26 protein-coding genes are annotated in these 25412 nt (G+C 61.5%); 11 read left to right on the top strand and 15 right to left on the bottom strand.

All coding sequences use genetic code 11. The annotated features are described in order from the left end of the window. Window positions 1-9 precede the first annotated feature (9 nt). The 6 genes from frr to rplM all read right to left on the bottom strand — a co-directional run bounded on the left by frr (window position 10) and on the right by rplM (window position 4288). The gene (gene frr, locus IRI77_RS17185) at window positions 10-615 is read right to left on the bottom strand and encodes a ribosome recycling factor (protein WP_194453264.1); all 606 of its coding nucleotides are present in this window, start codon (window positions 613-615) and stop codon (window positions 10-12) included. Next, window positions 612-1331, bottom strand: coding sequence for a UMP kinase (gene pyrH / locus IRI77_RS17180; protein ID WP_194453688.1), 720 nt, complete (start codon window positions 1329-1331; stop codon window positions 612-614). Before pyrH ends, frr begins: the two co-directional genes overlap by 4 nt. A 28-nt stretch (window positions 1332-1359) precedes the next feature. Then, entirely contained in the window at window positions 1360-2265 is a 906-nt protein-coding gene (gene tsf / locus IRI77_RS17175; protein WP_194453263.1) for a translation elongation factor Ts, read from the bottom strand. 87 nt (window positions 2266-2352) lie between these two features. Continuing rightward, window positions 2353-3246, bottom strand: coding sequence for a 30S ribosomal protein S2 (gene rpsB, locus IRI77_RS17170; protein ID WP_194453262.1), 894 nt, complete (start codon window positions 3244-3246; stop codon window positions 2353-2355). Window positions 3247-3434: 188 nt separating this feature from the next. Beyond that, window positions 3435-3827: a 30S ribosomal protein S9 gene (rpsI, locus tag IRI77_RS17165; protein WP_194453261.1), complete on the bottom strand. Its 393-nt coding sequence runs from the start codon at window positions 3825-3827 to the stop codon at window positions 3435-3437. Window positions 3828-3853: 26 nt separating this feature from the next. Then, complete coding sequence (rplM, locus tag IRI77_RS17160; protein ID WP_194453260.1) at window positions 3854-4288, bottom strand: 50S ribosomal protein L13; 435 nt, start codon at window positions 4286-4288, stop codon at window positions 3854-3856. A 214-nt stretch (window positions 4289-4502) separates the two neighbouring features. On the opposite strand from rplM, the gene IRI77_RS17155 reads away from it, so the two are divergent. Continuing rightward, window positions 4503-4967 carry a DUF3291 domain-containing protein gene (locus IRI77_RS17155; protein WP_194453259.1) on the top strand — a complete coding sequence of 155 codons (465 nt, stop codon included), beginning with the start codon at window positions 4503-4505 and terminating at the stop codon, window positions 4965-4967. 7 nt (window positions 4968-4974) lie between these two features. On the opposite strand, the gene IRI77_RS17150 is transcribed toward IRI77_RS17155, so the two are convergent. From IRI77_RS17150 to IRI77_RS17140, 3 genes are all read right to left on the bottom strand, one after another. Next, window positions 4975-6408: a TIR domain-containing protein gene (locus IRI77_RS17150; protein ID WP_194453258.1), complete on the bottom strand. Its 1434-nt coding sequence runs from the start codon at window positions 6406-6408 to the stop codon at window positions 4975-4977. A gap of 11 nt (window positions 6409-6419) precedes the next feature. Beyond that, window positions 6420-7760 carry an aminotransferase class I/II-fold pyridoxal phosphate-dependent enzyme gene (locus tag IRI77_RS17145; protein ID WP_194453257.1) on the bottom strand — a complete coding sequence of 447 codons (1341 nt, stop codon included), beginning with the start codon at window positions 7758-7760 and terminating at the stop codon, window positions 6420-6422. 113 nt (window positions 7761-7873) lie between these two features. Continuing rightward, window positions 7874-9145 carry a Gfo/Idh/MocA family protein gene (locus IRI77_RS17140; RefSeq protein ID WP_194453256.1) on the bottom strand — a complete coding sequence of 424 codons (1272 nt, stop codon included), beginning with the start codon at window positions 9143-9145 and terminating at the stop codon, window positions 7874-7876. Between the two features lie 165 nt (window positions 9146-9310). Here IRI77_RS17140 and IRI77_RS17135 point away from each other — a divergent pair, with 165 nt between their 5' ends. Continuing rightward, the gene (locus IRI77_RS17135) at window positions 9311-10006 is read left to right on the top strand and encodes a carbonic anhydrase (RefSeq protein WP_194453255.1); all 696 of its coding nucleotides are present in this window, start codon (window positions 9311-9313) and stop codon (window positions 10004-10006) included. Here IRI77_RS17135 and IRI77_RS17130 read toward each other — a convergent pair. After that, window positions 10003-12012 (bottom strand): ATP-binding protein, encoded by a 2010-nt coding sequence (locus IRI77_RS17130; RefSeq protein ID WP_194453254.1) that lies wholly within the window; start codon window positions 12010-12012, stop codon window positions 10003-10005. The genes IRI77_RS17135 and IRI77_RS17130 overlap by 4 nt on opposite strands. A gap of 16 nt (window positions 12013-12028) precedes the next feature. Between IRI77_RS17130 and IRI77_RS17125 the strand changes: the two genes are divergently transcribed. From IRI77_RS17125 to IRI77_RS17105, 5 genes are read left to right on the top strand one after another with little or no spacing between them, the layout of a single operon-like run. Further along, complete coding sequence (locus tag IRI77_RS17125) at window positions 12029-13087, top strand: class I SAM-dependent methyltransferase (RefSeq protein WP_228486778.1); 1059 nt, start codon at window positions 12029-12031, stop codon at window positions 13085-13087. 43 nt (window positions 13088-13130) lie between these two features. Continuing rightward, window positions 13131-14060: a hypothetical protein gene (locus tag IRI77_RS17120; protein WP_194453253.1), complete on the top strand. Its 930-nt coding sequence runs from the start codon at window positions 13131-13133 to the stop codon at window positions 14058-14060. Between the two features lie 3 nt (window positions 14061-14063). After that, complete coding sequence (locus tag IRI77_RS17115) at window positions 14064-14690, top strand: hypothetical protein (RefSeq protein ID WP_194453252.1); 627 nt, start codon at window positions 14064-14066, stop codon at window positions 14688-14690. Window positions 14691-14694: 4 nt separating this feature from the next. Continuing rightward, on the top strand, window positions 14695-15681 hold the full coding sequence (locus IRI77_RS17110; protein ID WP_194453251.1) for an alpha/beta fold hydrolase: 987 nt from the start codon (window positions 14695-14697) through the stop codon (window positions 15679-15681). Window positions 15682-15695: 14 nt separating this feature from the next. After that, on the top strand, window positions 15696-17249 hold the full coding sequence (locus tag IRI77_RS17105; protein ID WP_228486839.1) for an alkaline phosphatase: 1554 nt from the start codon (window positions 15696-15698) through the stop codon (window positions 17247-17249). Between the two features lie 68 nt (window positions 17250-17317). On the opposite strand, the gene IRI77_RS17100 is transcribed toward IRI77_RS17105, so the two are convergent. The 3 genes from IRI77_RS17100 to IRI77_RS17090 form a co-directional block, all read right to left on the bottom strand. Further along, window positions 17318-17788 (bottom strand): hypothetical protein, encoded by a 471-nt coding sequence (locus IRI77_RS17100; RefSeq protein WP_194453249.1) that lies wholly within the window; start codon window positions 17786-17788, stop codon window positions 17318-17320. Between the two features lie 256 nt (window positions 17789-18044). Further along, window positions 18045-18671: a tRNA isopentenyl-2-thiomethyl-A-37 hydroxylase MiaE gene (gene miaE / locus IRI77_RS17095; protein ID WP_194453248.1), complete on the bottom strand. Its 627-nt coding sequence runs from the start codon at window positions 18669-18671 to the stop codon at window positions 18045-18047. 56 nt (window positions 18672-18727) lie between these two features. Further along, window positions 18728-19648: a serine O-acetyltransferase gene (locus IRI77_RS17090; RefSeq protein ID WP_194453247.1), complete on the bottom strand. Its 921-nt coding sequence runs from the start codon at window positions 19646-19648 to the stop codon at window positions 18728-18730. A gap of 252 nt (window positions 19649-19900) precedes the next feature. Between IRI77_RS17090 and bla the strand changes: the two genes are divergently transcribed. Beyond that, the gene (bla, locus tag IRI77_RS17085; protein WP_194453246.1) at window positions 19901-20731 is read left to right on the top strand and encodes a subclass B3 metallo-beta-lactamase; all 831 of its coding nucleotides are present in this window, start codon (window positions 19901-19903) and stop codon (window positions 20729-20731) included. 100 nt (window positions 20732-20831) lie between these two features. Here bla and IRI77_RS17080 read toward each other — a convergent pair whose 3' ends face one another. Continuing rightward, window positions 20832-21467 (bottom strand): TetR/AcrR family transcriptional regulator, encoded by a 636-nt coding sequence (locus IRI77_RS17080; protein WP_194453245.1) that lies wholly within the window; start codon window positions 21465-21467, stop codon window positions 20832-20834. A 94-nt stretch (window positions 21468-21561) separates the two neighbouring features. Between IRI77_RS17080 and IRI77_RS17075 the strand changes: the two genes are divergently transcribed. Both IRI77_RS17075 and IRI77_RS17070 read left to right on the top strand, forming a co-directional pair. Further along, on the top strand, window positions 21562-22500 hold the full coding sequence (locus tag IRI77_RS17075) for a dihydroorotate dehydrogenase (RefSeq protein WP_194453244.1): 939 nt from the start codon (window positions 21562-21564) through the stop codon (window positions 22498-22500). Next, on the top strand, window positions 22497-22877 hold the full coding sequence (locus IRI77_RS17070; RefSeq protein ID WP_194453243.1) for a RidA family protein: 381 nt from the start codon (window positions 22497-22499) through the stop codon (window positions 22875-22877). Before IRI77_RS17075 ends, IRI77_RS17070 begins: the two co-directional genes overlap by 4 nt. An 80-nt stretch (window positions 22878-22957) precedes the next feature. On the opposite strand, the gene IRI77_RS17065 is transcribed toward IRI77_RS17070, so the two are convergent. Further along, window positions 22958-23920 (bottom strand): aldo/keto reductase, encoded by a 963-nt coding sequence (locus IRI77_RS17065; protein WP_194453242.1) that lies wholly within the window; start codon window positions 23918-23920, stop codon window positions 22958-22960. An 82-nt stretch (window positions 23921-24002) separates the two neighbouring features. Here IRI77_RS17065 and IRI77_RS17060 point away from each other — a divergent pair, with 82 nt between their 5' ends. After that, window positions 24003-25409, top strand: a complete 1407-nt coding sequence (locus IRI77_RS17060) for a trypsin-like peptidase domain-containing protein (RefSeq protein ID WP_194453241.1) — start codon at window positions 24003-24005, stop codon at window positions 25407-25409. Window positions 25410-25412 lie beyond the last annotated feature (3 nt).

Here is a 25412-nt window from a genome sequence, read left to right as displayed (position 1 = left end):
TGCCGGCCGCTACTTGACTTCGAGGATGTCTTTTTCCTTGCCCTTGGCGAGTTGATCGATCTTGGTGATGTAGGCGTCGGTCAACTTCTGTGTTTCTTCATGGCCGCGGCGGTCTTCGTCCTCGCTGATCAGCTTGTCCTTGACCAGCTTCTTGATGGCTTCGTTGGAATCGCGGCGAACGTTGCGCAGGCGGACGCGATGTTCCTCTGCGACATGATGAAGATGCTTCACCATATCCTTCCGGCGCTCTTCCGTCAGCGTTGGAATGGGCACGCGGATCTGCTTGCCGTCGTTAGACGGGTTGAGGCCGAGGTCCGAGCTTCGGATGGCCTTTTCGATGAGGCCCATCTGAGAAACGTCATACGGTTGGATCGTGATGAGAGTGGGCTCGGGCACGTGCAACGTCGCCACGTGGTTGATGGGCATTTGCGAGCCATAGGCTTCCACCGTGATGCCGTCGAACAGGTTCACCGAGGCTCGCCCGGTGCGCATGCTCGTCATCTCGTGCTGCAGGCCGGCGATGACTTTCTCCATCTTCGCCTTGGCGGAAGCTTCCACTTCTTTCACGTTCTGGAACTGGCCAGACGGAACTGAGGTTTGTTGTCCAGGTTTCATAGAGCGTTCCCAATAATAGTGCCGACGGGCTCTCCCATCGACATTCGCATTATATTGCCATGCGTGGTCAGGTTGAAGACCACAATCGGCATGTTGTTGTCCCGGCACATGGCCACAGCCGACGCATCCATCACCGCCAGGTTCTTCGCCAGCATTTCACTGTAGGTGACGCGGTCGTATCGCACCGCATCCGGGTGCTTGCGGGGATCCTTGTCGTAGACCCCATCCACACCTGTCGCCTTGGCGAGAATCTCCGCCCCAATCTCCAATGCCCGCAGTGAGCCTGCGGAATCTGTGGAAAAGAAAGGATTTGAGGTGCCGCCGCCGAACACGACGATGCGCCCCTTCTCCATATGGCGGATCGCCCGGCGCCGGATGTAGGGCTCGGCCACCTGCGGCATCTGGATCGCGGTCATCACCCGGGTGGGCATGCCTTGCTTCTCCAGGGCGTCCTGCAGCGCGAGGCAATTGATGACAGTGGCCAGCATGCCCATGGAGTCCGCCGTGACACGGTCCATCTGGCGGGCCGCGGCGGCGACCCCGCGGAAGAAGTTGCCGCCACCCAACACGATGCCCAGCTGAACGCCGGTATGTGCCACTTCCGCTACTTCTGCAGCCAGCGCGCGTACGCGCTCGGCGTCTATACCAAAGCTGGCGCCGCCGGCCAGCACCTCTCCGCTTAATTTGAGCAGGATTCGCTTATACCGGGGCGCCATCTTTGTTTGCTCCATGATGCCGGCGGGCTTATTCGGCGGCAGGCTCTTCCGCCGCAGCGGTTTCGCCTACCTTGAACCGGACATAAGAGGCCACGCCGATCTCGTCACCCAGTTGCTTGCCCTTGTCGGCGAGCAGTTGTGAGATGGTGACTGAGTTTTCCTTGATGAAGGGCTGATCGAGCAGGCAGACTTCCTCGTAGAACTTCGACATGCGGCCTTCGACCACCTTGTCGACGATCTTTTCCGGTTTGCCTTCCGCCAGGGCGCGCGCACGTTGAATTTCCTTCTCCTTGGCGATGTACTCTGCGGTTACATCGTCACGGGTCAGGAACTTCGGATCGGCGGCTGCCACCTGCATGGCTACATCCTGAATCAGTTCCTTGAACTCGGGGCGCTCCAGCGTGGCGGGGTTCTTCGCCGTCACGTCCACCAGCACCACCAGCTTTGAGCCGGGGTGAGTGTAGCTGCCCAGCGCGCCTGCTGCCGGATGCAGCACGAAGCGCGGAACGTTCATGTTCTCGCCGACCTTGGCGATCTTTTCCTTCAACAGCGATTCGACGTTCAGGGCGGGGCTCGAAACCGAAGGCAGCCCCTTCAGGGCTTCCGCGTCCACCGGTTTGTGCGTGAGGATGATCTGCTTGACTTCCTCAACCAGGCTCTTGAAATCGTCGGTTTTGGCAACGAAGTCGGTTTCGCAGTTCACTTCCACCAGCAGTCCGAGATTCACTTCGGGGCTGATATGGAGGCCAATCAGGCCTTCCTTCGCCGTGCGCGACGCCTTCTTGGCGGCGGTGGCTAGGCCGCGCTTGCGCAGGATCACCTGTGCCTCGTTAAAGTCGCCGTTGGCTTCGACCAGGGCCTTCTTGCATTCCATCATGCCCGCGCCGGTCATTTCGCGGAGCTGTTTGACTAGTTGCGCAGTGATTTCTGCCATGGGGATATATCTTTCAGATCAGTTCAGGCTGGGGACGGATGATTGGACGCGGCCCGGCTGATGCGGGCCACGTCCGGAATGAATGGGTTAGTTGGCGGCCGGAGTTTCGGCTGCGACTTCGGCGGCGGGCTCGGCCGACTTCTTCGGAAGGGAAGTGCTGGGCAGATCCAAATCCGAGATGCCTTCCGTGAGCACATCCTCGTTCAGCCTGGGGTCGACATAGTGCGCAAACTGCGACATATCTTCCACCGGGCCGTCCTCGGTCACGATTTCCTTCGGCGTGAAGTCCTGTTCGCTGGCCAGGGACCGGCCTTCCACCATCGCATCCGCGATCTTGTTCGCGAACAGGCGGATCGCGCGCAGGGCATCGTCATTGCCGGGAATCGGGTGATCCACCATGTCGGGATCGCAATTCGTGTCCACAACGGCGACGACGGGAATGCCGAGCTTGCGGGCTTCCTTGACGGCGATGTCTTCTTTGTTCGAGTCGATGACGAAGAGCATGTCCGGCAGGCCGTCCATGTCCTTGATGCCGGCGAGGTTCGACATCAGGTTCTTGCGCTCGCGCTCCATCTGGATGAGTTCCTTCTTGGTGCGCCGCTCTCCGCTGCCTTCGTCGAGGATCGCTTCGAGTTCCTTGAGCCGCTTAATCGACTGCTTGACCGTGACGAAGTTCGTCAGCAGGCCGCCCAGCCAGCGGTTGTTCACGTAATACATGCCACAGCGGGTGGCTTCTTCCAGAATTGCTTCCTGCGCCTGACGCTTGGTTCCGACGAAAAGGATCGTCTTCCCCATGGCCGCCTGCTCGCCGACAAAGCGCATCGCGTCTTTGAACAGCTTCAAGGTCTTCTGGAGGTCGATGATGTAGATCCCGTTGCGTTCGCCGAAGATATATTCTTTCATCTTCGGATTCCAGCGCTTGGTCTGGTGCCCGAAGTGAACGCCCGCTTCGAGCAATTCTTTCATTGAAATTGAGGGCAAGGTTGCTCCTTCATAGGTTCATCCGAAATGAACCGTGCTATCCGGTCGGGTTTCCGGGGGGTTGACGCAAGACCAGCCGCTCCTTACCCACCGGCGCCCAAAGCGAAATTTGCCGGTGGAGGAGCGGCTGGCCAGATGACAGAAATTCGTACAGCAGTCCGAACGCAGCCGCCCAAAGAATGAGCGGATTAGCGTTTGGAGAACTGGAAGCGGGCCCGGGCGCCCTTCAAACCGTACTTGCCACGCTCGTGCTCGCGAGCATCGCGGGTGAGGTAGCCAGCACCCTTGAGCTTGCCGCGCAGTTCGAGGTTGAATTCGATCAAAGCGCGCGCGATGCCCAAACGGACCGCGCCCGCCTGGCCGATCACACCGCCGCCGGTCGCATTCACGAGAACGTCGAACTTGTCGGCGGTCTCAGTGGTTGCCATCGGCTGGCGCACCAGCGAGCGGCTGGTGTAGGTGGTGAAGTACTCGTCCAAAGGCTTGCCATTCACGGTCATTTTGCCCGTGCCGGGACGCAGGAAGACGCGGGCCACGGCGCGTTTCCGCCGGCCGGTTCCAAGATACTGAAGCAGTGCCATTCTAATCTGTTCTCCGTCGGTTGAGCCTACTTGCCGGCGGCAAGTGCGGTGGGCTGCTGAGCCTCATGGGGGTGCTTTTCGCCGGCATAGACCTTGAGCTTGCGGTACATCTGCTTGCCCATCTTCGTCTTCGGCAGCATGCCCTTGATGGCATCTTCCACCAGCCGGATTGGCCGTGTGGCGCGCACCTTGTCGGCGCGGGTCTCCGTCAGACCGCCCGGGTAGCCCGAGTGACGACGGTAGAGCTTCTGTGATTCCTTGTTGCCGGTCAGGATGGCCTTATCGGCGTTGATAACAATGACGTGGTCGCCAGTGTCCAGGAATGGAACATAAGTCGGCTTATGCTTCCCCATCAGGATTTTGGCGGCCTTGCTGGCGACCCGTCCCAGAGCTGCCTCGCTGGCATCGAGCACGAACCAGCAGCGCATGATTTCGCTCTTGGACGGAAATTCGGTCTTCATAGACAGACGATCTCCGTTTGCGAACTACAAAACTTTAGTCTACGGATCCCAGTAGAAGTGTGTCAATCCGGACAGGCCAAGCCTATACAGACCGGGCGCACACGATGACCGGGCAGGCGCAGTCAGACCAAACTAGTATAGCAGGACAGTGGCGGAACGGTAAATCCTTACCTCAGGAGGACGGATTTCCCCGGGTTGCCCCCATAATCCCTGGATGGACTTCCACCTCGCGCAGATCAACATCGCTCGTCTGGTCGCCCCGATCGATGATCCCCGTATCTCCGGTTTCGTTCGCCAGTTGGACGAAATCAACGCCCTCGCCGAATCTTCGCCCAGATTTGTCTGGCGGCTGAAATCGGACTCCGGCAATGCCACAGACATTGCCTACTCCGACGACCCGTTCCTCATCGTCAACATGTCCGTTTGGACCTCAGTCGAAGCATTGCGTGACTATACCTACTCTTCACGCCACGTGGAGGTCTTTCGCGACCGCGCCAAGTGGTTCGAAAGAATGGAGTTGCCGCATTACTGCCTATGGTGGGTTCCGGCAGGACAAGTGCCCGGCGTCGCCGAGGGCAGGGCGCGCCTGGAACACTACCAGCGCCTTGGCGCCACCCAGCACTCCTTCTGGTTCTCGCAGCGTTTCCCCGCACCGGCCCCCGAGCAATCCCCGGCCTAAGTTGTTGTCAGAACAGCGACATCTGCTCTCCGCCCTCGGCCGGCCGGTAGATGTCGCCCCGGCCGTCCTGAAACCAGGACAACTCCCATTCGCAGTCCTTCACCACTTGCTGGTCACGCCGCTCCCTGGCGATTCCCAACAACCGGTTCATCAAGAGCGCGGACTCCATCCTTCGCCGTTCTGACGAGAGGAACAGAAATGCGCGCCGTGTGAGCTGGACCGCCACGGCCCAGTCCTGCAGCACCGCCCAATTGAGTGCTGCCTCGAGTTCAGCGATCATTTTGCGAACCAGCAGCGGTTGGTCCCGCCAATCGAGGAAGAACTCGTTCAGCGCCTCAGCGTGCCGCCAGCGCAACGCCTCTTCCGGTTGCAACGACACTCCGCCGGCGAGGCGGAACACGGTCCCACCGGAATCCAGCGAGTCGAGCAGGCCCTGTTTCACCAGCCATCCGGCCGATTCCAGCGCAACCGGACCCGGCAAGCCCGCCACTCTGCCGGCCAATTCCAGCGAAAAACCGTCGCCCCGGCACAGCGAGATCGCCCTCCACAGCCTCTCCGCCTCTTCTTCCATCAAAGGTGCCCGTTTGGCATCTTTGCGGGCCTTTAAATCAACCAGGCACGGACCGCTAATCCGGGTTGTGATCAGCAAGGAACCCAGTCCTTCCGGCGGAGCGTCGAAGGGTGCAGGGCCACGCACGTCGTCCAGAACGACCAAGACGCGGTGCGACCGCACGGTCACTCCGACTGTGGCCAGCAGGCTCTCCGGAGTTCCTTCCGCGGCGATCCCTAACTGCCATGCGATTTCCCCGGCAATCATCGACGACGGCCGGTCTCCGCAGTTGATCCACAGGACATCGCGGAAGTGCGCTCCGTGGCGCCGGGCGAACTCGTGCGCCAGCCAGGTCTTCCCACTGCCGGCCGCCTTGCCGCCAATGACCGTTGTTCCGCGACAATCCACCAGCGCATGCCGGAGCTTTTCCAGTTCTTCATCCTGGCCGCTGAACCCGGGCAGCGGCGCCAGCGAGAACGGGGTCGCCGCGTCGCGCGGGTGCAGGCTGACCACCCATCGCTCCAGGGCGCGCAGCATCTCCAGGGGGTCCTCGCTCCAGCGGAAGAAGCGCCTCCGCTCCAGGATTGCCGGATGAGGGCAGTCTTCGACGATGACGCAAGCCACCGGCGGATCTTCGTTACTCTCGACGTGCGCCAGCAGAGCGGCCCAGTCGGAACGGGAGGCTCGCTCGGGTACAGCTTCCTTCGAAAGCAGCAGCAGAATCGCGTCGTTTCCGACGCCGCCATCCCATGCCTCCGCGACGGTTGATCCAACGGCCGGCCCCAGTTCTTCCAGGGTGATCCGGCACTCCGCTCCGCCTTCCAGCCTACGCGCAAGCGTCTGCGCAATCGCCCGATCCCCGGGGGCGCAACACAGGAATAAATTGAGCACAGTTTCCTATCCTAACCGGGGCAAACCACCTGCCGCGAGCTCTTCGCATACTCCACTGCTGCCCGCATCAGGCTCAGCGCTTCCACGATCCGAGGGGCGTCCTCGAAACCATACGACAGCCTCAGCTGCCGCCGTCCCTTCACGGCGAGATCGCCGCGGGAGTGTACACAATACTCGCCCGGAATGTACAGGACGCGCGGCCGTTTCGAGCCCGCGAGTTGATCCACCTCCGGCTCACCCGTCGTCCTGGTGAGGAACTGGAAGAAGGCGGACTTCGGATGAGTCTCCACCTCGTGGAACGTGAGGTAAAAGTAGAAGCCGGCGCTGCCGCCGCGGCACTCCTCGATCGAGGGGCCCAGGTGCTCCGCGATGCCCGCCAGAACTGCCCGCGCCTTCTGGCGATAGCCCGCGTTCACCTGGCTCAACTGCTCTTCGATCTTATGACCCAACAGGTAGCTCGCCATCTCCTGTACAAACAACGGAGCGCTGAAGCCGGTGTCACTCGTTTTCTGCACGAGCGCATTCATCAGAGGCCCATCCGGACCCAGGATGTAGCCGATCCTCAGGGCGGGAGCCAGGATCTTCGACAACGTCCCTATCTCGAAGGCGATGCCGGAGCTGTCCAACGGCAAAACGGACTTGAAGGGTTCCACTGCCGGATCGTGCAGCAGCAGTTCATACGCCAGGTCGTAGATGATCGGAATTTTGCGGTGCTGTGCCTGCGATACCTCCTCCGCGACTTCCAGCAGGGCGCGCCGCCTGCGGTTGGAGAGTAGAGTGCACGACGGGTTGTTGACCGTAACAAAGTAAAAGAACGAGATCCGGTCCGCCCTGGGGCCCAAGCCGTTCAGCTTCTCGCGGAGCACCTCCAGCGACGGTCCTTCCGCATCTTCCGGCACAGCGAGGATCTCAAACCCGCGCCGCTCCATCGCTTCGGCGTAGATGTAGTACATCGGGTCCGAGGTGATGACGATCCCTTGCGGCAGCACATCGCCAAGGGCATCCAGGATGCTGGTGGCTCCGCAAGCGCCAATCGCCAGCCGCTTGCCTGCAAGGCTGGATTCCGTCAGCCCTCCCACGCCATGACCGATCAGGAAGTTGCGCAACGATGCGATCAGGTTAGCGGAGCCGGCAGGGCTCCCGTAGTTGAACGCCTGGCGGTATTTCCGTCCGTCCGCGGCGACAGCCTCCATCGCCTCACGCAGTCCCGCCACCGGGATGGTCTGCTCGTTCACATACCCGATGCCTAGGTTGATGTCGACACCGTCGCGGAAGTCGTGGGAGAACTCGGCCATCATCCGGCTCACCGGCGCCGGACTAGTCGACGCCTGCCCATAGGAAGAAAGTCGCATGTGTCTTCATCCTACCCGCTCAACGAGGCCTCCAGACGCAGCAAGGCCGGGCAGCGCTCCCTGATAGCGGGATTTCAGGGCGCTCTGCCCGGCCTTACTTCTTTCAAACAATTCTAGATGAACTTGTACTTGCCGGGAACAGGGAAATCCGGGATTTCCGGCTTCCCATCATATTTCCACTGGTCTTCCTTGGGCATCAGATCCTGTTTGGAATTCAAGATCATATCCCAAGTGATCTTCTGTCCGCTATAGGCTGATTCGCGGCCCATGATGCAGGTCAGCGTGCTGGCTGCCACTTCGAGCGATTCGTTGATGTACGGACCATCGCCGCGGATCGACTTGTACAGCTTTGTGTGCTCCAGATAGTAGCCCACGCCGCCACGAGGTTGCGTCAGTTCAATGCGGCCCTTGGCGCCTGCCACCACTTCGTTCACCTGGCCGTACAGGCCGTTGGGGAACTGACGGCAGTAGCTCGACATCCGCACACCGTTCGGGTATTCATAGTCCGCCGAGATGTGGTCGAAGATCGTGCCGTGGATCTCGTCCTTGGGGCGCCAGGCTGCGCCGCCGGTAGCCACAACGCTGATGGGGTGTGTGCCCATCACCCAGTTGCAGACGTCGATGTTGTGCAGGTGCTGCTCGACGATCTGGTCCCCACAAATCCAAAGGTTCGAGTACCAGTTGCGGAGCTGCCATTCCATGTCGCCCCACTTCGCGTCGCGGCCGTTCCGCTGCTGAATCACCGGCGTCCCCACCCAATAGGCGTACAAGCCGACGATGTCGCCCAGCTTGCCGTTCTTCAGCGCATCCACATTCTCCAGGTAGTAGGGGTCGCTGCGCCGCTGGGCGCCGCTCACCACCGTCAGCTTCTTCTCGACGCTCTTCTGGGCCGCGGCCATGAAACGGCGGATGCCAGTGCCATCCACGCCAAACGGCTTTTCGCAGAAGACATGCTTGTTGGCTTCGATGGCGGCTTCGAAATGGATGGGGCGCCAGCCGGGCGGCGTGGCCAGGAACACCACGTCGATATCCGACTTCAGTACTTTCTTGAATGCGTCAAAGCCGACGAACCTCTTGTCGGGCTCCACCCTGATCCGGTCGCCCGCGCCCATGGCTTCCGCTCTGGTCCGCAGGTCCTTCAGGCTCTTCTCCAGCTTGTCCTCAAAGGCGTCGCCCATCGCGACGAGTTCCACGGCCGAATCGCCCTTCAGCGCATCCAGCACCGCCTGAGAGCCGCGGCCCCCGCAACCAACCAGGCCAACCTTCAGTTTTGCAGGAGCCCAGCCTTTGACGAGTTCAGGCCGCATTATCGTAAATGCGGCGCCTGCCGCTGCCGGGCCGGTCAGAAACGACCGGCGTGACGTGTTGTTGTTCTTGCTTTCCATTCGTTCGGCACCTCAGCCGCCGACTATTGTATATCGGACGACACCCATTTTGAGGCCGCCTCCGGATGACAACCGGGTCTTATTCTATGAGCGCCTGGTCTTGATGACAGGGGCGGTGTACCCTGACAGAGTCCCCTTGGCCCCGGCGCTGATTTAGGAGCACTCATGATCGACATCCTGACCGGACTTAAGCGCTTTCAATCCGACGTCTACCCCAGCCACCGCGAACTCTTCGCTCACCTGGCCGAAAACCAGCAGCCGCGGGCGTTGTTCATCACCTGCTCCGATTCGCGTGTCGTCCCAAACCTGATCCTACAGGCTGAACCAGGCGACCTCTTTCTCATCCGCAACGCCGGCAACATCGTGCCGCCCTTGGGGTCTGCCGATGGTGGCGGCACCGTCGCGTCCATTGAGTATGCCGTGGAGGCGCTGGGCATCACGGACGTGATCTTGTGTGGGCACACAAACTGCGGAGCCATGAAGGGGATCCTGCACCCCGAGAAAGTGGCTTCCATGCCGAACGTGGCGGCCTGGGTGCAACACGCCGCACCCGCCCGGCGTGAAGTGGAAAGGCTCTTTCCCGATGTGGATGAGCACGAACGGATGGAGCGCATGGTGGAGCAGAACGTCATCCAGCAGGTGAAGAATCTATTAACCCATCCGTTCATCCGGTCTCGCGTCGAAGGCGCCCGCATGGAGATATATGGTTGGGTGTACGACATCCGCTCCGGCCTCGTGCGTGGCATGGACGATTCCGGCAAGGAGTTCAGCGAGATTCACTTCGAATCGCACGGCTCTCCGGACGAAAAGCGCATGCTGCGCGAGTTGGAGAAGGACGAGGAGTTCTGGGAGCGGATCTAGCTAACGGCCGGGACCGCTGACTCCTGCAGCCGGCGGAGTTCCACTTCCATCGCTTCAAGGCTGATACGAGCCGCTTCGAAATCGGAATCCTCGGCGGCTCGATCCAAGCGGGCGGCCGTCTCTGCCACCGCTGCCGCCATGATGCTTTGCGCCGCGCTCTGGATTCGCTGCGCATCGCTCCTCAGCGCGGCCAGATCGCCGGATTCGGTGGCTGCCTGGAGCTTCTTTAACCGCTCAGGCGCCAGTTGCAGGAACAGTTGCATCATCTGGCCCAGCAGTACGGGGTCGGCGTCCATCATGCGGGATGCTGAGCCGATGCTGGCCCGCACCGGTGCTGCTGCCACGGGTTTCTCCTGCAGGGGGAACAGCGGCTGATCCATGTACTGCTCCACCAGCGTGAGCAGATGCTTGTGATCCACGGGCTTGGCAATGTACGCGTTCATGCCCGCTTGCAGGCAGCGTTCCCTGTCGCCATTCATGGCATGCGCGGTCATGGCCACAACCGGCAGGTGCGCAAAGCGCTGGTCGGCCCGAATACGCCGGGTAGCCTCCAGCCCATCCAGCACGGGCATTTGAACGTCCATGAGGACCAACCGGTAAGACTTGGCTTCCAGGCTCTCCAACGCTTGCTGTCCGTTGTTGGCTACGTCGATCGTGTAGCCCTTCTTGCGGAGCAGGGAGGTCACGACTTTCTGATTGATGAGGTTGTCTTCTACCAGCAAAACCAGGCCGCGGCCATTCTCATCCACCGATTCGGGTGGGGCCAGCGCACTCTGCCGCATCGCCTCCCGGCCCTCGCTGCTGCCCGGCATCATCGGAATCACAGCAACGAACGTGCTGCCCTTGCCCGGTTCACTTTCTACTTCGATGTGCCCGCCCAGCAGCATGACCAGACGCTTCGTGATTGCCAAGCCCAGGCCTGTGCCGCCGAAGCGCCGGCTGATACTGCCGTCCGCCTGTGTAAACTTTTCGAAAATGGCGTCGAGCTTTTCCTTGGGGATGCCGACGCCGGTGTCCGATACACGAATCCGCAGCTTCACCGGAGCCGTCTCGCCGGATTCTGACACGTCCGCGGAAATCGAGGCCCGCACAGACCCCGCTGGCGTGAACTTCACTGCATTGCTGAACAGATTGGCCAGAATCTGGCGCAGTCTCAGAGGATCGCCGATCAACTGGGACGGGACCGCCGGATCCACTTCCCACGTCAGGGCGACGCTCTTCGAGCGAGCCCTCAACTGATGCGTCTTGGCACAATCCGAAACGAGTTGGCGGACATCGAACGGGATCTCCTCGATCACCATGCGGCCGGCTTCGATCTTCGAGAGGTCCAGCAGGTCGTTCAACAAGCCCAATAGGGAATGGGCGCAGTTCTGCGCCGCTTTCAATTGTTCACGCTGCTCGTTGCTTACCGGGCTGTCCAGCACGAGATCCAGCATCCCGATCACTCCGCTCATCGGAGTGCGCAGTTCATGCGACATGTTTGCCAGGAACTCGCTTTTGGCCTGGCTCGCGGACAGCGCCTTTTGCAGGGCCTGTTCCAGTTCGTCTGTCCGGCTCCGGATCTTCTCTTCCAACTGCTCCTGGTGTTCCCGCAGTTGCTCCTGATACGTCTCCAGTGAGCCGATCATCGCATTGAAGCTATCCCCTAGAACTTCTATCTCGTCGCCGGTGCTGCTGAGCTGAACTTTCTTCATCCGGCCGGCCCGGGCCTCTTGAATCCCCTCCTGAAGCAGGAGCAGCGGCTTGACCAGAAGGCGCGTCGTGAACCTGGCAATGGTGCCGGCCACCAGCAGGAGAATCGCGAGCAGGATCGCGACCTTGCTCAATCTCACCCCGTCCGCGTTGGAGGATATATCGTACGCGAGTACTACGGAGATCACCCAGAAGACGAGCATCGCGGTGAACATCGAGAACTTCGTCGCGATCGACCGGATCTTCTTGGGATGGGCCAAGGTTCTATATGCTTCCTTCACTAAACCTTCGGTCAAATCAGCCGTCGAAACCATAGGGCAATAGCCTTAGTTGGACCTCTATGAAGCGATACATCAGGCACAATGGTGGGAGATGGCACACGCTGATCCTTCGCTGGTACTAGACCTCATCGACGCGTTCCGGCGCTCGAAGACAATGTTCACCGCGGTGTCGCTCGGCGTCTTCGACCGATTGCACCATTCGCAGGCCTCCTCTGCCGCCCTGGCCGTGGAACTGAATCTGCATCCCGGCGCGCTGACCCGGTTACTTGATGGATGTGTCGGACTGGGCCTGCTGACCAAATCGGGAGAATTGTACGCAAACACGCAGGAAGCGGAGGTCTACCTCCGTCGCGAAAGCCCCGATACGCTCAGCGGCTACATCCTCTACTCGGATCAGGTCCTGTTCCAGTTGTGGAGTCACCTGGACGAGGCCGTCCGGGAAGGTACCCACCGCTGGGACCAATCTTTCGGCGGAAAGTCGGCTTTGTTTGACCACTTTTTCCGCACGCCGGAGGCGCGCCAGACATTTTTGTCCGGTATGCACGGTTTGGGGCAAATCGGTTCACCGGCCGTGGTCCGGATCTTCAATTTGAACCAGTTCCGGCACATGGTGGACCTAGGTGGCGCGACCGGACATCTTTCGATTGCAGCCTGCGAACGCTACGGCAATCTGCGCGCCACGGTCTTCGACCTGCCGGCCGTCGTCGAGTCGGCTCGGCCGCACATTTCCGCCTCCCGTGCCGCGGACCGGCTTTCCGTCGTCGCCGGCGACTTCTTTGCCGACCCGTTTCCCGCGGGCGACCTGTATGCCGTCAGCCGGATACTTCACGATTGGTCCGAAGAGAAGATCCATCGGCTCCTGCACAAGATCCATGCCGCCTTGCCGGCAGGCGGAGCCCTGCTGATCGCGGAGACGCTTCTGGATGAAGACGCCTCCGGCCCGGTCTCCTCCCAGATGCAGTCATTAAACATGCTTGTTTGTACGGAAGGCCGTGAACGCACCCCTTCGGAATACAAGGTGCTCTTGGAGTCCTGCGGGTTCTGCCGCGTCGAGGCCCGCCGTACTGGTTCACCGCTTGACGCTGTGCTCGCATTCAAGAAAGAATAGCGGGCGACGAGCAGGATTAGGATTCCTAGCCCTAAGATTCGCCATGACTTCTACTGCCTCAATCCATATCGATAAGACCTCCTGGGCCGGTTGGCCGAACTGCTACCGCATCAGCAACGGCGAAGTGGAGATGATCGTCACCGCCGACATCGGCCCGCGTGTCATGCGCTTCGGCTATGTTGGCGGGCAGAATCTCTTCTGGGTTCAGAAAGAAACCGAAGGCAAGAGTGGAGAGCCCGCCTGGGTGGCGCGAGGTGGCCACCGTATTTGGGTAGGTCCGGAAGATATCCGCTACACCTATCCGCCCGACAACTCTGAAATCCAGGTCGACCTGAAGGGCGACGTCCTCATTGCCACTCAACCGGTGGAGAACGAAACCCGCATCCAGAAGCAGATCGAGATTCACCTGGCGCCGACGGGTACTGGCGCCACCGTCATTCACCGGCTCATCAATCAAGGCAACATGCCCCTGCGGTACGCGGCCTGGGCGCTGTCAATGATGGCCCCCGGCGGGCATGGAGTCACTGGCTTCCCCCCGCGCGGCACCCACCCCGAAATGCTCCAGCCCACCAATCCGCTGATCATGTGGGCGTTCAGTGATCTCAGCGACCCCCGCTGGACCTTCACCAGGAAATACCTTGTCCTGCGCAGCGAGCCCGGCAACACGACGCCCACTAAACTGGCGCATCACAACCCCAAGACCTTTGGCGCCTACTTCCTGAACGGGGAAATGTTCCTCAAGCAGTACGACGCCGCGCCGCGCGAGGAGCACCCCGACATGGGCTCCTCCTATGAGACCTTTACCAACGCCGATTTCCTGGAGATGGAAACACTTGGACCGCTTACCCAGGTGGAGCCGGGCGGCACGCTCGAACATGTCGAGCGCTGGTCGCTGCACCGAAATATGACCCCGTCCGCCTGGACCGACGACGAGTTGGATCGCATCTTATTGCCTGTCCTTGCATCCAAGTAGGAAATGACAATCCTCCGCGCTATCGGTGTGGCCAGTTTGCTGGCCGTCTCGTGTTTTGCAGAATTCAAAGTTCAGCCGGCTGGCGCTCCACCTACCGAGGCCTCCGCCGTTGCCGCGTCCCTGGTCAAGGATGGTGTGAAGGTTCTCAAGGATGACGGCTCTGTCCTGCTGGAAATGTGGGTTGTGGCAGCCGAGCCCAAGGGCGGAGCGTCTGAGCAGAACACCACTTGGTCCAGTGTCGGCCACGGGTCTCTACTGGGCGTTGTGAAGTACCCGGCCCGGGCCAGCGATCGCCGCGGCCAGACCATTAAACCCGGTACCTATACCATGCGGTATAGCTTCTTCCCGATGAACGGCGATCATCAGGGGGTGGCTCCGCAGCGCGATTTTGCTATTCTTTCGCCAGCGGCTACTGATTCCGACCCGGCTGCCCACCCGGCCTTCGACGCCCTGGTTGAGATGAGCCGCAAGGCGTCGGGCACTCCTCATCCTCTGGTGCTGAGCATCTGGAAGGATGACGGCGGAATCTCCCAGGGGATCGAGGCCGCAGGCGATACTGACCAGGTTCTTCATGTGAAGATCGGTTCCACAACTCTCTCGATCATCGTTGTCGGCAAGTACGAAGGTTGATTTTGTGATCTGGCTCGCGGTCGTAGTTCTGCTTTTGCCGGCCGCGGGCCTGCTTTACCAGGCCATCGGGGTGCGCCGCGACGCAACCCGCTTCCCTGGTCCCGGCCGCATCGTCAACGGCCTCCATATTCACCAGACCGGCAGCGGGGAGGCCACAGTGATCCTCGAGGCCGGCATCGCTGCCAGTTCCGTGAGTTGGCGGCTGGTACAGGAGCCTCTTAGCCGGGAGTTTACCGTCGCCAGCTACGACCGTGCCGGGCTCGCCTGGAGCCAGGCCCGGTCCGCCCCGCGCACCATGCCCAATCTCGTAGCCGATCTGAACGAATTCCTGGAGTCCACCCGGCTGCCCGGCCCCTTCATCCTCGTCGGCCATTCCTTTGGCGGTCTCATCCTGCGCCACTTCGCCGTCGCGCATCCGGAAAAGGTCCGCGGACTCGTCCTGGTAGACCCGCTGGAGCCCTTCGAGTGGTGTCCGCTTGTCCCCACCCAGGCCAAACGGCTGGCTAAAGGAGTCATGCTCTCTCGTCGCGGAGCCTTCCTGGCCCGCATCGGCGTTGTCCGTTTCGCACTCAACCTCCTTCTCTCCGGCTCGCGAGCCATCCCAAAACTGTTGGCCAAGGCTTCCAGCGGCCAGGGCAGCTCCGTAACGGATCGTCTCGTCGGCGAGGTCAGCAAACTCCCGTCCGACCTCTGGCCCATTATGTGTGCCCACTGGTGCCTGCCCCGCTGCTTCCTGACCATGGCGGAGTACCTCGAGCGCCTGCCGGAAACCTGTGCCCGCCCCCTGGATGCGGCTCCGCTGCGGTCCATCCCTGTCGTCGTCATCTCCGGCGGGAAAATCGACCCCAAGGTCCAGGAAGTGCACCGGCAGACCGCCGCCCTTTCTACCCTGGGCAGCCACGTGATCGCCCCCCTGAGCGGGCATTGGGTCCAGCTGGACGCGCCGGAACTTGTGATCGCCGCCATCCGGACCGTGACTAAACTGTCATAATTGAAAACGGCGTGATGCTAGGAACAGGCAACCCCGCAAGGATCGGCAGGCGTGGCTTCTTTGGCCGCGCGGGCGCTCTCGCCGCGCTGGGTGGCAGTCTCGAGGCTCTCCACTCGGCCCAACTGAAGCCCGGCGCCCGTCCCAGGAACATCATCTGGATGGTGGCCGACGGGATGAGCCCCAGTGTGCTGCCCCTCGCCGACCACTTCTCCCAGCTCATCCGCGGTAAAGGCCTGCTCTGGCAGGCGCTGCTCGACCGTCCCGAGGCCCAACGCGGCCTGATGGACATGGCTTCCCTGGATTCGCTGGTAACGGACTCGTCTTCCGCCTCCTCGTCGTGGGGCTCCGGCTCGCGCATCTTCAACGGCTGGGTGAACGTCCTGCCCGACGGCACGGAACTCACGCCAATCGCTGAGATTGCCAGGGACAAGCGCAAGCGCGTGGGGCTGGTGACCACCGCCACCGTGACCCACGCAACGCCCGCCGGCTTCACGGCTTCGGTAAAACACCGCGACGACGAGCACCTGATCGCCGAACAATACCTTGATCGCGCCGACGTGATCCTGGGTGGCGGGCGGCGCTTCTTCGACCCCAACGCCCGCGCCGACAAACGCGACATGGTCGCCGCTTTCCGCAAAGCCGGCTACGGCTACGCGGCTACCCGCGACGAGCTCACCGCCCTTCGCAGTGCCCGGCTGCTTGGCCTTTTCAGCGCCAGCCATCTGCCGTATTCCATCGACCGACGCGCCGACAAAGCGGCCGAGGAACTGGTGCCGACGCTGTCTGAAATGACTTCGGCCGCCCTCACTGCGCTCAGTCCTGCTTCTAACGGCTTCCTGCTCCAGGTGGAAGGCGCGCGTGTCGACCACGCTGCGCACGCCAACGACGCGGCCGCGATGCTGTGGGACATGCTCGCCTTCGACGAGGCCGTCGAGATTGTGCTCCGATTCACGGAAAAGCACCCTGAGACCCTTGTCGTCGTCACCAGCGATCATGGGAATTCCAATCCCGGCCTGGTTGGCATGGGTTACGAGTACAAGGAAAGCACCCTGTGCTTCGAGCGCCTGTCGCGCATAAATAGTTCGTTCTACGCGATCTCCCCCCGCCTCGGAGGGGCCGCGGAGTATTCCATGAAAACCCCGGCTGCCACCGCGCCCGCTGGCCCCGCTCCAACCCCGGAGCGCGTCCAGGAACTGGCTCGCTATCACTTCGGGTTCGAACTCGCGCCTGACGAGATCGAGATCCTGCGGAAGTCAGGCAGCGGGACAAAGAAGCTCAGCATGAACCGGCAGCTTGACACAATGTCCGGGCTGATGGGGCAGGTGGTGGGCAATCATACGGGAATCGGGTGGACGGGATCCACTCATACATCCGACTACACCCTGCTGACGGCTCTCGGCCCGGGTGCGGAACGCTTCTCCGGCTTCGTCCGGAACACCGAGGTCTTTCCGCATCTCACCGCGCTGATGGATGCCCAGTTTAAGAATCCTTCCATGGATGCGGACAAGGCCCGTCAATTCAAAGATTCTGCCGGGCTCTTCCGGCGCCGCCGGCCCGACTGGGCTTAGTCACCGCCAATACAAGCTCGGGCAAGGACGGACCAGCCCCACGCAGAGGCCCGTCCCAACAGCAATCCTCAGGCGGTCTGCCCTGAAAACACGCTCTGCAACACATCGGTGAGCGTCGACATTGGATCGGTGCCCGCCTGCTTCTCCATCAACGCCAACATCTCCTTGTACGATTCCAGCACCGTATTCGCCGCCGAATCCGTGCTGTCCGTACTATCGGTCGAACTGCTGTCAGTATCGTCCGTCGAACTCGTGCCGCTGGTGCTCGAATCGGTAGGCGGCGGTCCAGGAGGCGGTCCGCCACCAGGAGGCGGCCCACCAGGGCCCTTCATGCCGCCGGACGGCCGAAGATCCGGCATGCTGCCCGTCTCCGCGGCGGTCGTAAACTTCTGGGCGAGTTCGGTCAGCTTCGTCGCCTTCTCGGAATCGCCATTCTCGCTAGCCGACGCCGCGGCCTCCTTCAATTTGTCCGCAATGGTCGAGGCGACTTCCTTGAATTTGTCCGGATCGGACTGCTGAAGCTCACTCAGTTGGGCCATCAAGCTGCCTAGTTTTGACACCCTTGCCGGCGGATCCGACGACACCCCCGATGTTTCGGAAGTGCTCGCCGTCCGTGTTTTAAGTATGCTTTCCAGCGAGGTTGCGGAAAGCGAACTGTTGATAGCATTCACAGACATACTGCCCCTTCCATCGACAGCTCACGGCTCCGCGTGAGATGCAGTGGTGTAAAGAAGGGTTAAGTTAATCCAGATGCAAATATCCAAATAATTCCGATTTGGACTACCGTACGCGGAATTATGCGTTGGGTGCCGTCATTCCAGGCCAGCCGGAATGAATGCGCGGGCCCACTTCCTGCTCTCCGAGAATCCTTGCCTCGGCCAGTAGCATCTCACGCCAGCGTGCGTCCGCCACCGAGGGCTTTGCGACCTTGCGCGCCAGCTTCAGGAATACCCGGTAATGCCCCGACTCGGACGCGTACAGCGCCTTGTAGAACTCCGCCAGTTCCTTGTCTTCCGACACTTCGGCGAGTGCCAGGAAGCGCTCGCACGACCGCACCTCAATCAATGCCGAAATTAACAGCCGGTCCAGCAGTTCCGTCGCCTCGCCCTTGCGCACCATCAGCCGCAGCGCGTTGGCATAAGGATTCTTATGGACCCGGTCCAGACGCCCGCCGCGCCGCAGCAGAAGCCGGGTGACCTGCGCCAGATGCGCCGTCTCATCCCGGGCTACGCCGGTCATGGTCTCTACCCAGCCGTCCAACCACTCGTTCGGCCACCGGGTCAGCAGTTCCAGCGCGTTGGAGGCCGCCTTCTTCTCCAGGAAGGCGTGGTCCACCAGCAGCCGCATCGGTTCCGCCAGCACGGAGCGCGCCCACTCCGCCGGCGTCCGCGACAGTAGCGGCATCTCGTCGATCTCAGCCAAGTCCGATTCCCTCACAGATTCAAGGTAGCGCGTCGCCGCAAAGTGAGCCGAGGCGCTCAGATCTGGAAATCCAGTTCGAACGCGCCGCTGGGCCGCTTCTGGATTACTTTGGCCTCGGCGGCCTCGTGAATCACCAGCGAATAGGGTGGGACGCTGCTGGTGACAAACACGCTGGCGCCAATCGTGCTGCCCGCGCCAATCACCGTGTCGCCTCCCATGATCGTGGCGCCCGCATAAATAGTGACCTTGTCCTGGATGGTGGGATGGCGCTTGTGGCCGCGCAGCGCCTGGCCGGCCGCCAGGGATTTTGCCACCAGACCGACGCCTTGGTACATCTTGACGTGGTTTCCGATCACCGACGTCTCACCGATAACCGTACCCGTGCAGTGATCCACGAAGAAATGCGTGCCGATGCGAGCACCCGGGTGCAGGTCCATGCCCGTCCGCGAATGCGCCCACTCCGTCATGATGCGTGGGATCAGGGGGACACTGTCCAGATAGAGCTCATGCGCAAGGCGTTGTGCGGCGATGGCCTCCACGAAAGGATAGGCGACAATCACCTCTTCCTTGCTCAATGCCGCCGGATCGCCTTCGTACGCCGCCTCGATGTCGGTCTGCAGCATCGCGCGGACCTGCGGCAGATTCCCCAGGAACTTCAACGTCAGCCGGTGCGCAGCGTCCTTCAGGTTCTCGTTTTCCAGCTCTTTCGGAGTGCTGTACTCGAGGCTCTTGTAGACCTCATTCTCCAATCGCCGCAGCACGCTGCCGACAAGCTCCAACGTTTCCGAGTGGATCTCCGACGAGTGAATCAGGAACTCATCGAAGAAGCCGGGAAACAGCAGCCGCAGCAGATCCACCGTGATCTCGGCGATGGCATTCTTCGACGGCAGGTTCTTGCCGTCGATATGGTTGATGCCGCCGCAGCAATTGTAGGAACCGATCAGCCGTTCTGTCAGATCTTCAAGAGTAGTCTCCACTGCCGAAGTATCCCAGCCGCGATGTTGCGGCTGCAACCCATTGGCGGATGCGAGGGACTCCGGGCACGTCGGTTGGGGCATACTCAATTGTGATTCATTCGGCGGAGCCGCGGTCTCAAGGATCTGAGCACGCGTTGGCCGGAAGATGGCCGGCAGGGCACCGATCGCACGTGTGTTTGCCGGTGTAACATCGGCCCCTCGCCCGGTCCGGCCCCCACCATCCCACCACCTGGTCGCGCGATACTGGCACTCATGCGCTTTTTGCTCACCGCACTTCTGTTCCTGCCCCTCCTCCTGGCCGACCAGAACCCAGGCTGGAAGAAACCTTTCCCGGCCCATCGCATCGCCGGCAACATCTACTATGTCGGAACAGAGGACCTGGCTTGCTTTCTCATCACCAATCCCGAAGGCCACATCCTTATCAATACGGGCCTCGCTGACTCCACGCCCCTGCTGCGCCAGAGCATAGAGAAGCTCGGCTTCCAACTGAAGGACGTTAAGATCCTGCTCAACATGCAGGCCCACTTCGACCACGTTGCCGCCATGGAAGAGGTCCGCAAGCTTACCGGAGCCAAAGTTTACGCCACGGAAGCCGATGCGCCCATCATGGAGGACGGCGGCCACAGCGATCCCGCCTTTGGCCCCGAAGCCTACTTCACACCCATCCATGTCGACCGCCGCATCAAGGACGGCGAGGTCATCAAGCTCGGAGCCACCGCCCTCACCGTCATCACGACCCCGGGCCATTCCAGGGGCAGTGTTACGTACACCATGACCGTCGACGATAACGGCCGCAAGCGCGCCGTGGCCTTCGCCAACATGGGCACCGTGGTCATGCCGCTGCTTGGCAATCCGAAGTACCCCAACATCGCGGCCGACCTCGAGCAGTCTTTCGCCAAGCAGCAGCGGATGAAGCCCGAGATCTGGGTGGCCGCCCATGCCTCGCAGTACGACATGGAGAAGAAGGTAAAGGCCGGCTCGTTCGTCGATCCCCAGGGCTACAAGGCCGCGATTGACCAGTACGAGAAGAGCTTCCACCAACAACTCGCCCAAGCCAAAGCCAAGGCCGGCTCTTCCCACTGACGGGCCCAGACCCATTCAGAAGCCGCAGCCGAACCCGTCCGGCTGCGGCTTCTCCAAATACCAACCGGTTTGTACGGCATGCTGCCGCGCCGCCGCAAACTCATCCCGCCGCCCGCAGACTCCCCAGATATCGCACCATCAGCTTCTTGCCCGACTGCAGTTCCCGGAAGTCCTGCGCATTCTTGGCCAGGGAGACATACCCCTCGAAAGTCGCCACCAGAAACGTGGCCGTCTCCATCGCGTCCACATCGCCGCGTACCTTCCCGCGCCGCTGGCCATCCCGAAAAGCATCCGCAATCGCCCCTCGCCAGGCATGGAACTGCGCGGCAATCCGGGTTCGAAAACCCTCATCGAGCGGGGACATCTCCTGCGCCAGATTGTTCAGCGGACACCCGCGTTCCACCTCTTCCTGCTGCAGTGGGGTCGCCTGCACAATCGCGATCAGCCGCCCGATCGGATCCTCCGCGTTTTGCAGCGGCTCCAGCCACCGCTCCCGCACAATCTGCCCGATCACCTCGTCCACCAGGGCATAGCCCAGAGCCTCTTTGTTCGCGAAATGGTGGTACAGCGCGCCCTTGGTCACGCCCGCTGCTTCGAGAATCGTATCCAGGTCTGTCCCCTGGAATCCCGACCGGTGCACGCAGTGGAACGCTGCTGCCAGAAGTGCTTTTCTCGTCCTCTCCGGATCCCGCCGGGGGCTTGTTTCCTGAACCCGGACGCGCTTCGATGCTGGCATACCAACTAGTATGTATGTACCTTCCAGGATGTCAAGCCGAAAGCTGTCCCCACCTGCCCCAGTTATTCCCCCACCGTTCGCTACACTGGTATGAATGGCCGGTGACCCCGCCTCTTCCCGTCTAGCCGTATCGCTTTGCGGTATCCCGCTGAAGAATCCCGTGTTGGCCGCCTCGGGCACGTTCGCCTATGGTGTCGAATTCGAGTCCATCCTCGATCTCGATCAAATGGGCGGCTTCGTCGTCAAAGGCCTCTCCCGCGAACCCATGGATGGTAATAAGCCGCCGCGCGTGTGGGAAGCCGAAGGCGGCATGATGAACTCCATCGGACTGCAGAACATTGGTGTCCGCGCTTTTGTGGCTGAGAAACTACCTGCCTTGCGGAAGCACTCGACACCGGTCTTCGCGAACGTCTTCGGCTACGCCATTGAGGATTACTGCGAAGTCGTCCGCGTCCTGGAAGATCACCAGGGTGTCGCCGCCTACGAACTCAACGTCTCCTGCCCGAACACGAAGCACGGCGGCATCTTCTTCTCTTCTGATCCTGAACTGCTGGGCCAACTCGTCTCAGAGGTTCGCCGCATCGCCCGCCGGCCTCTCATCGTGAAGCTCTCGCCGAATGTGACCAGCATCGAGCCCCTGGCCCAGGCCGCCGAAGCCGCCGGCGCCGACGCCCTTTCGCTCACGAACACTTTCGTCTCCCTAGCCATCGACGTCCGCACCCGCAAACCGCGCCTGGGAGCCGGTTTCGGCGGACTCTCCGGACCCGCCATCAAACCCATCGCCCTGCGGATGGTCTTCCAGGCTGCCCGGGCCGTCAAGATTCCGGTCGTCGGGCTGGGCGGCATCGCGACTGGCGAGGATGCGGCTGAATTCATGCTGGCTGGAGCCACGGCCGTCCAGGTCGGTACCGCCACCTTCTGGGATCCGCGCGCGCCCATCCGGATTGCGCGCGAGCTCGATCACTTCTTGAAACAGGAAAACATCGCCAGCGCGGCCTCCCTTACCGGCGCGCTCGAATGGGGAAAACCATGAAAGAAATCATCTCAACCGAAGACGCACCCAAGGCCATAGGCCCGTATTCGCAGGCTGTCCGCTGGAACGGCCTGGCCTTCCTGAGCGGCCAGATTCCGCTCGATCCCGCCACCGGCCAGATCGTGGAGGGTGGCATCGAGGAGCAGACGGTCCGCGTCCTGGAGAACCTCCGCGCGGTACTCGAAGCGGCTGGAGCCTCCTTCGAGACCGTCCTCAAGACGACCATCTTTGTGAAGGACCTGGGCGACTTTGCCAAGGTGAATGAAATCTACGCCCGCTACTTCCCGGTGAACCCGCCAGCCCGCGCCACGGTGGAAGCCGCCCGTCTCCCGCGCGATGTCCGGGTAGAAATCGAAGCCATCGCCTACACGAAGTAGCCTGTCGGAGCCCTGGAGCAGCAGCGGTCAGCCATCAGCCGGTAAACTCAAGCTGAAACCTGACCGCTGATCGCTGAAAGCTAAGCCGGCTCGCCATCCCGATGGCACGGCCCGGCAGCCGCCCCTTTCTCCTTCACCTTGTACTGCTCCACCTGGCTGCCCGTCTTCCCCTGCTTCGTCTTGTGCAGCAGCACGCTGATCTCCTGCGGCGTCATCTTCTTCATGGTCTTCAACGTCAGGATATTGGCTTCCAGTTGCTCCACTGTCTCGACGCCAGACACCACCGCATCCACGTCCTGGCTCCAGGTAAATTTCAGGCACTCTTCGATCCTGGCCACCTGCTGCTTCGTGATCGAGCCCATCGCATTCGACTTCATCGCCAGCACCCCCAGGCCCTTCTTGCGGGCCACAGGCAGCACGTTTGTGATGAAGCTCAGGTAGTGCGGATCAATCAGGTTGATCGGCATCTGCACCGTCTCCCACACGTCGGTCGCTTCCAGCAGGCGCAGGTGGATCGATGGATCATGGTGTCCCGTGAAGCCGATGTGCCGCACCTTACCCTGCTGCTTCGCCTTTACAAACGCCTCCAGCGAGCCGTTCGCCGCCAGGATCTGGTCGACCTCTTTGTGTTCGCTCACCTGGTGACAGGCCCAAAGGTCCAGGTAGTCCGTCTTCATGCGGCGCAGTTGCTCTTCCAGTGTCTTCATCGCACCGTCGCGCGAGTACACTTCGCATTTGGTCATCAGCATGACCTTCTGCCGCCGCCCGCCCTCCAGCGCGCGCCCGTACACCTCGTCACTCTTGCCCTTGTGGTACAGATTGGCGCTGTCAAAGAAGTTCACCCCAAGGTCGATGGCGCGATGGATGATCTTCGTCGCGTTCTCCTCCCCTTGTACATTCATGTGGTACCCGCCCACCACAAAACGGGAAACTTTGAGCCCGGTTTTGCCGAGCGTCGCCGTCGGCATCGGCGTATCGGCCAACAGTTCCATCCGTGCCGCTGCGCTCAAAGCCGCGGTCTGCAGGAAAGTCCGGCGTCTCATGATCTGAGGTCCTCCAAAATGCGCTGCCTGTCTTAGAGATTAGAATAGGACAAAACGGGGGAATTGCTTGCTCATAAGATTGTTGCCCGGAACGATCGTTGCCGCGCTGCTGTTGTCAGCGCAAAGCCGGCCTCAGCCGCCGGCCGGAGGAACCGAATTCGCCGCCCTGAGCGCCAGCTTCCAGGGCCTAAGCCGCCGCGTCCACACTTCTGTCGTCAAAGTCACCGCCGTCGGCTACCGCCAGCTCGAAGGGGACGAGACCGACGAGCCCGGCGTCGCCGCCCGCCAGCAGAGTTCCGGTTCCGGCGTCATCATCGACGAATCCGGCTTCATCGTCACGAATGCCCACGTCGTTATCGGAGCGCAGCGCGTCCAGGTCACCCTGCCCACCACCGTCGAGAGCACCAGCGGCGCCCGCCGTTCGGCCGTCCGGCCCGTGGGCCGGATCGCGCGCGCCGAACTCGTCGGGCTCGACCTCGAAGCCGACATCGCCCTGCTTAAGGTCAACGAGAAGGGTCTGCCCGCCCTGAGTCTGGCCGACTCCGATACCGTCGAGCAGGGGCAGCTCGTCCTCGCCTTCGGCAGCCCCATGGGCCTCGACAACTCCGTCACCATGGGCGTCGTCAGCTCGCCCGCGCGCCAGCTAAAGCCAGACGACCCCATGATCTACATCCAGACCGACGCACCGATCAATCCAGGTAACAGCGGCGGACCGCTGGTTGACTCCTCCGGTAGTGTGGTCGGCATCAATACGCTCATCCTCACGCAGTCCGGCGGGAGCGAGGGCATCGGCTTTGCTGTCCCGTCCAACATCGTGGCCAACGTGGTCGACCAGCTCCGCAAGTCTGGCCGGGTCGTGCGGGGAGAGATCGGAGTCACCGCCCAGACCATCTCCCCCTCGCTGGCCGAAGGGCTCAAGCTCAGCCAGAACTGGGGCGTCGTCATTGGGGACGTGGAACCGGACGGGGAGGGGGAGAAGGCGGGCCTGCGGGTGGGCGACATCATCTACAGCCTGAACGGCAAGGTGATGGAGAACGCGCGCCAGTTCAACATCAATGTCTACCGCCCGGCCATCGGCGAATTCGTCAATCTGGAAATCGTCCGCGGGAAACGCCGCCTAGCCCTGACCGTCAAGGTGGTGGAACGCCATGACGAAGCCACGACCTATGCTGATTTGGCCAGCCGCGAAGAAAACCTCGTCTCCGAACTCGGCATCTTCGCTGTGGACTTGACCCCGAAACTGCGAGAGCAGGTAGACCCCATCCGGCGCGAAAAGGGCGGCCTGTTGGTGGCCGCTCGTCACGCAGATGGTCCTCTTCTGGACGACCCTTTCAAAGCCGGTGATGTTATTTATTCAGTCAACAGCACGCTCGTCTCCTCAGTAGCGGACCTGCGACAGATGCTACGCAAGATGAAATCGGGAGATCCGATAGCAGTCCAGATCGAACGGGCCGGCAAGCTCCGCTTCATAAGCTTCGAACTCCCCTAGCGG

It is taken from the genome of Paludibaculum fermentans (assembly GCF_015277775.1).
GTDB classification, from domain to species: Bacteria; Acidobacteriota; Terriglobia; order Bryobacterales; family Bryobacteraceae; genus Paludibaculum; species Paludibaculum fermentans.
Note: the sequence above shows the minus strand (reverse complement) of the source record. Positions and strands in the feature narration are given on the sequence as shown.

What these genes read in the sequence shown, in the direction of transcription:
- frr (WP_194453264.1), bottom strand. Translation starts at nt 615, where the DNA reads ATGAAACCTGGACAACAAACCTCAGTTCCGTCTGGCCAGTTCCAGAAC.
- pyrH (WP_194453688.1), bottom strand. Translation starts at nt 1,331, where the DNA reads ATGGCGCCCCGGTATAAGCGAATCCTGCTCAAATTAAGCGGAGAGGTG.
- tsf (WP_194453263.1), bottom strand. Translation starts at nt 2,265, where the DNA reads ATGGCAGAAATCACTGCGCAACTAGTCAAACAGCTCCGCGAAATGACC.
- rpsI (WP_194453261.1), bottom strand. Translation starts at nt 3,827, where the DNA reads ATGGCACTGCTTCAGTATCTTGGAACCGGCCGGCGGAAACGCGCCGTG.
- rplM (WP_194453260.1), bottom strand. Translation starts at nt 4,288, where the DNA reads ATGAAGACCGAATTTCCGTCCAAGAGCGAAATCATGCGCTGCTGGTTC.
- IRI77_RS17155 (WP_194453259.1), top strand. Translation starts at nt 4,503, where the DNA reads ATGGACTTCCACCTCGCGCAGATCAACATCGCTCGTCTGGTCGCCCCG.
- IRI77_RS17145 (WP_194453257.1), bottom strand. Translation starts at nt 7,760, where the DNA reads ATGCGACTTTCTTCCTATGGGCAGGCGTCGACTAGTCCGGCGCCGGTG.
- IRI77_RS17140 (WP_194453256.1), bottom strand. Translation starts at nt 9,145, where the DNA reads ATGGAAAGCAAGAACAACAACACGTCACGCCGGTCGTTTCTGACCGGC.
- IRI77_RS17135 (WP_194453255.1), top strand. Translation starts at nt 9,311, where the DNA reads ATGATCGACATCCTGACCGGACTTAAGCGCTTTCAATCCGACGTCTAC.
- IRI77_RS17130 (WP_194453254.1), bottom strand. Translation starts at nt 12,012, where the DNA reads ATGGTTTCGACGGCTGATTTGACCGAAGGTTTAGTGAAGGAAGCATAT.
- IRI77_RS17120 (WP_194453253.1), top strand. Translation starts at nt 13,131, where the DNA reads ATGACTTCTACTGCCTCAATCCATATCGATAAGACCTCCTGGGCCGGT.
- IRI77_RS17115 (WP_194453252.1), top strand. Translation starts at nt 14,064, where the DNA reads ATGACAATCCTCCGCGCTATCGGTGTGGCCAGTTTGCTGGCCGTCTCG.
- IRI77_RS17105 (WP_228486839.1), top strand. Translation starts at nt 15,696, where the DNA reads ATGCTAGGAACAGGCAACCCCGCAAGGATCGGCAGGCGTGGCTTCTTT.
- IRI77_RS17100 (WP_194453249.1), bottom strand. Translation starts at nt 17,788, where the DNA reads ATGGCCCAACTGAGTGAGCTTCAGCAGTCCGATCCGGACAAATTCAAG.
- bla (WP_194453246.1), top strand. Translation starts at nt 19,901, where the DNA reads ATGCGCTTTTTGCTCACCGCACTTCTGTTCCTGCCCCTCCTCCTGGCC.
- IRI77_RS17080 (WP_194453245.1), bottom strand. Translation starts at nt 21,467, where the DNA reads ATGCCAGCATCGAAGCGCGTCCGGGTTCAGGAAACAAGCCCCCGGCGG.
- IRI77_RS17075 (WP_194453244.1), top strand. Translation starts at nt 21,562, where the DNA reads ATGGCCGGTGACCCCGCCTCTTCCCGTCTAGCCGTATCGCTTTGCGGT.
- IRI77_RS17070 (WP_194453243.1), top strand. Translation starts at nt 22,497, where the DNA reads ATGAAAGAAATCATCTCAACCGAAGACGCACCCAAGGCCATAGGCCCG.
- IRI77_RS17065 (WP_194453242.1), bottom strand. Translation starts at nt 23,920, where the DNA reads ATGAGACGCCGGACTTTCCTGCAGACCGCGGCTTTGAGCGCAGCGGCA.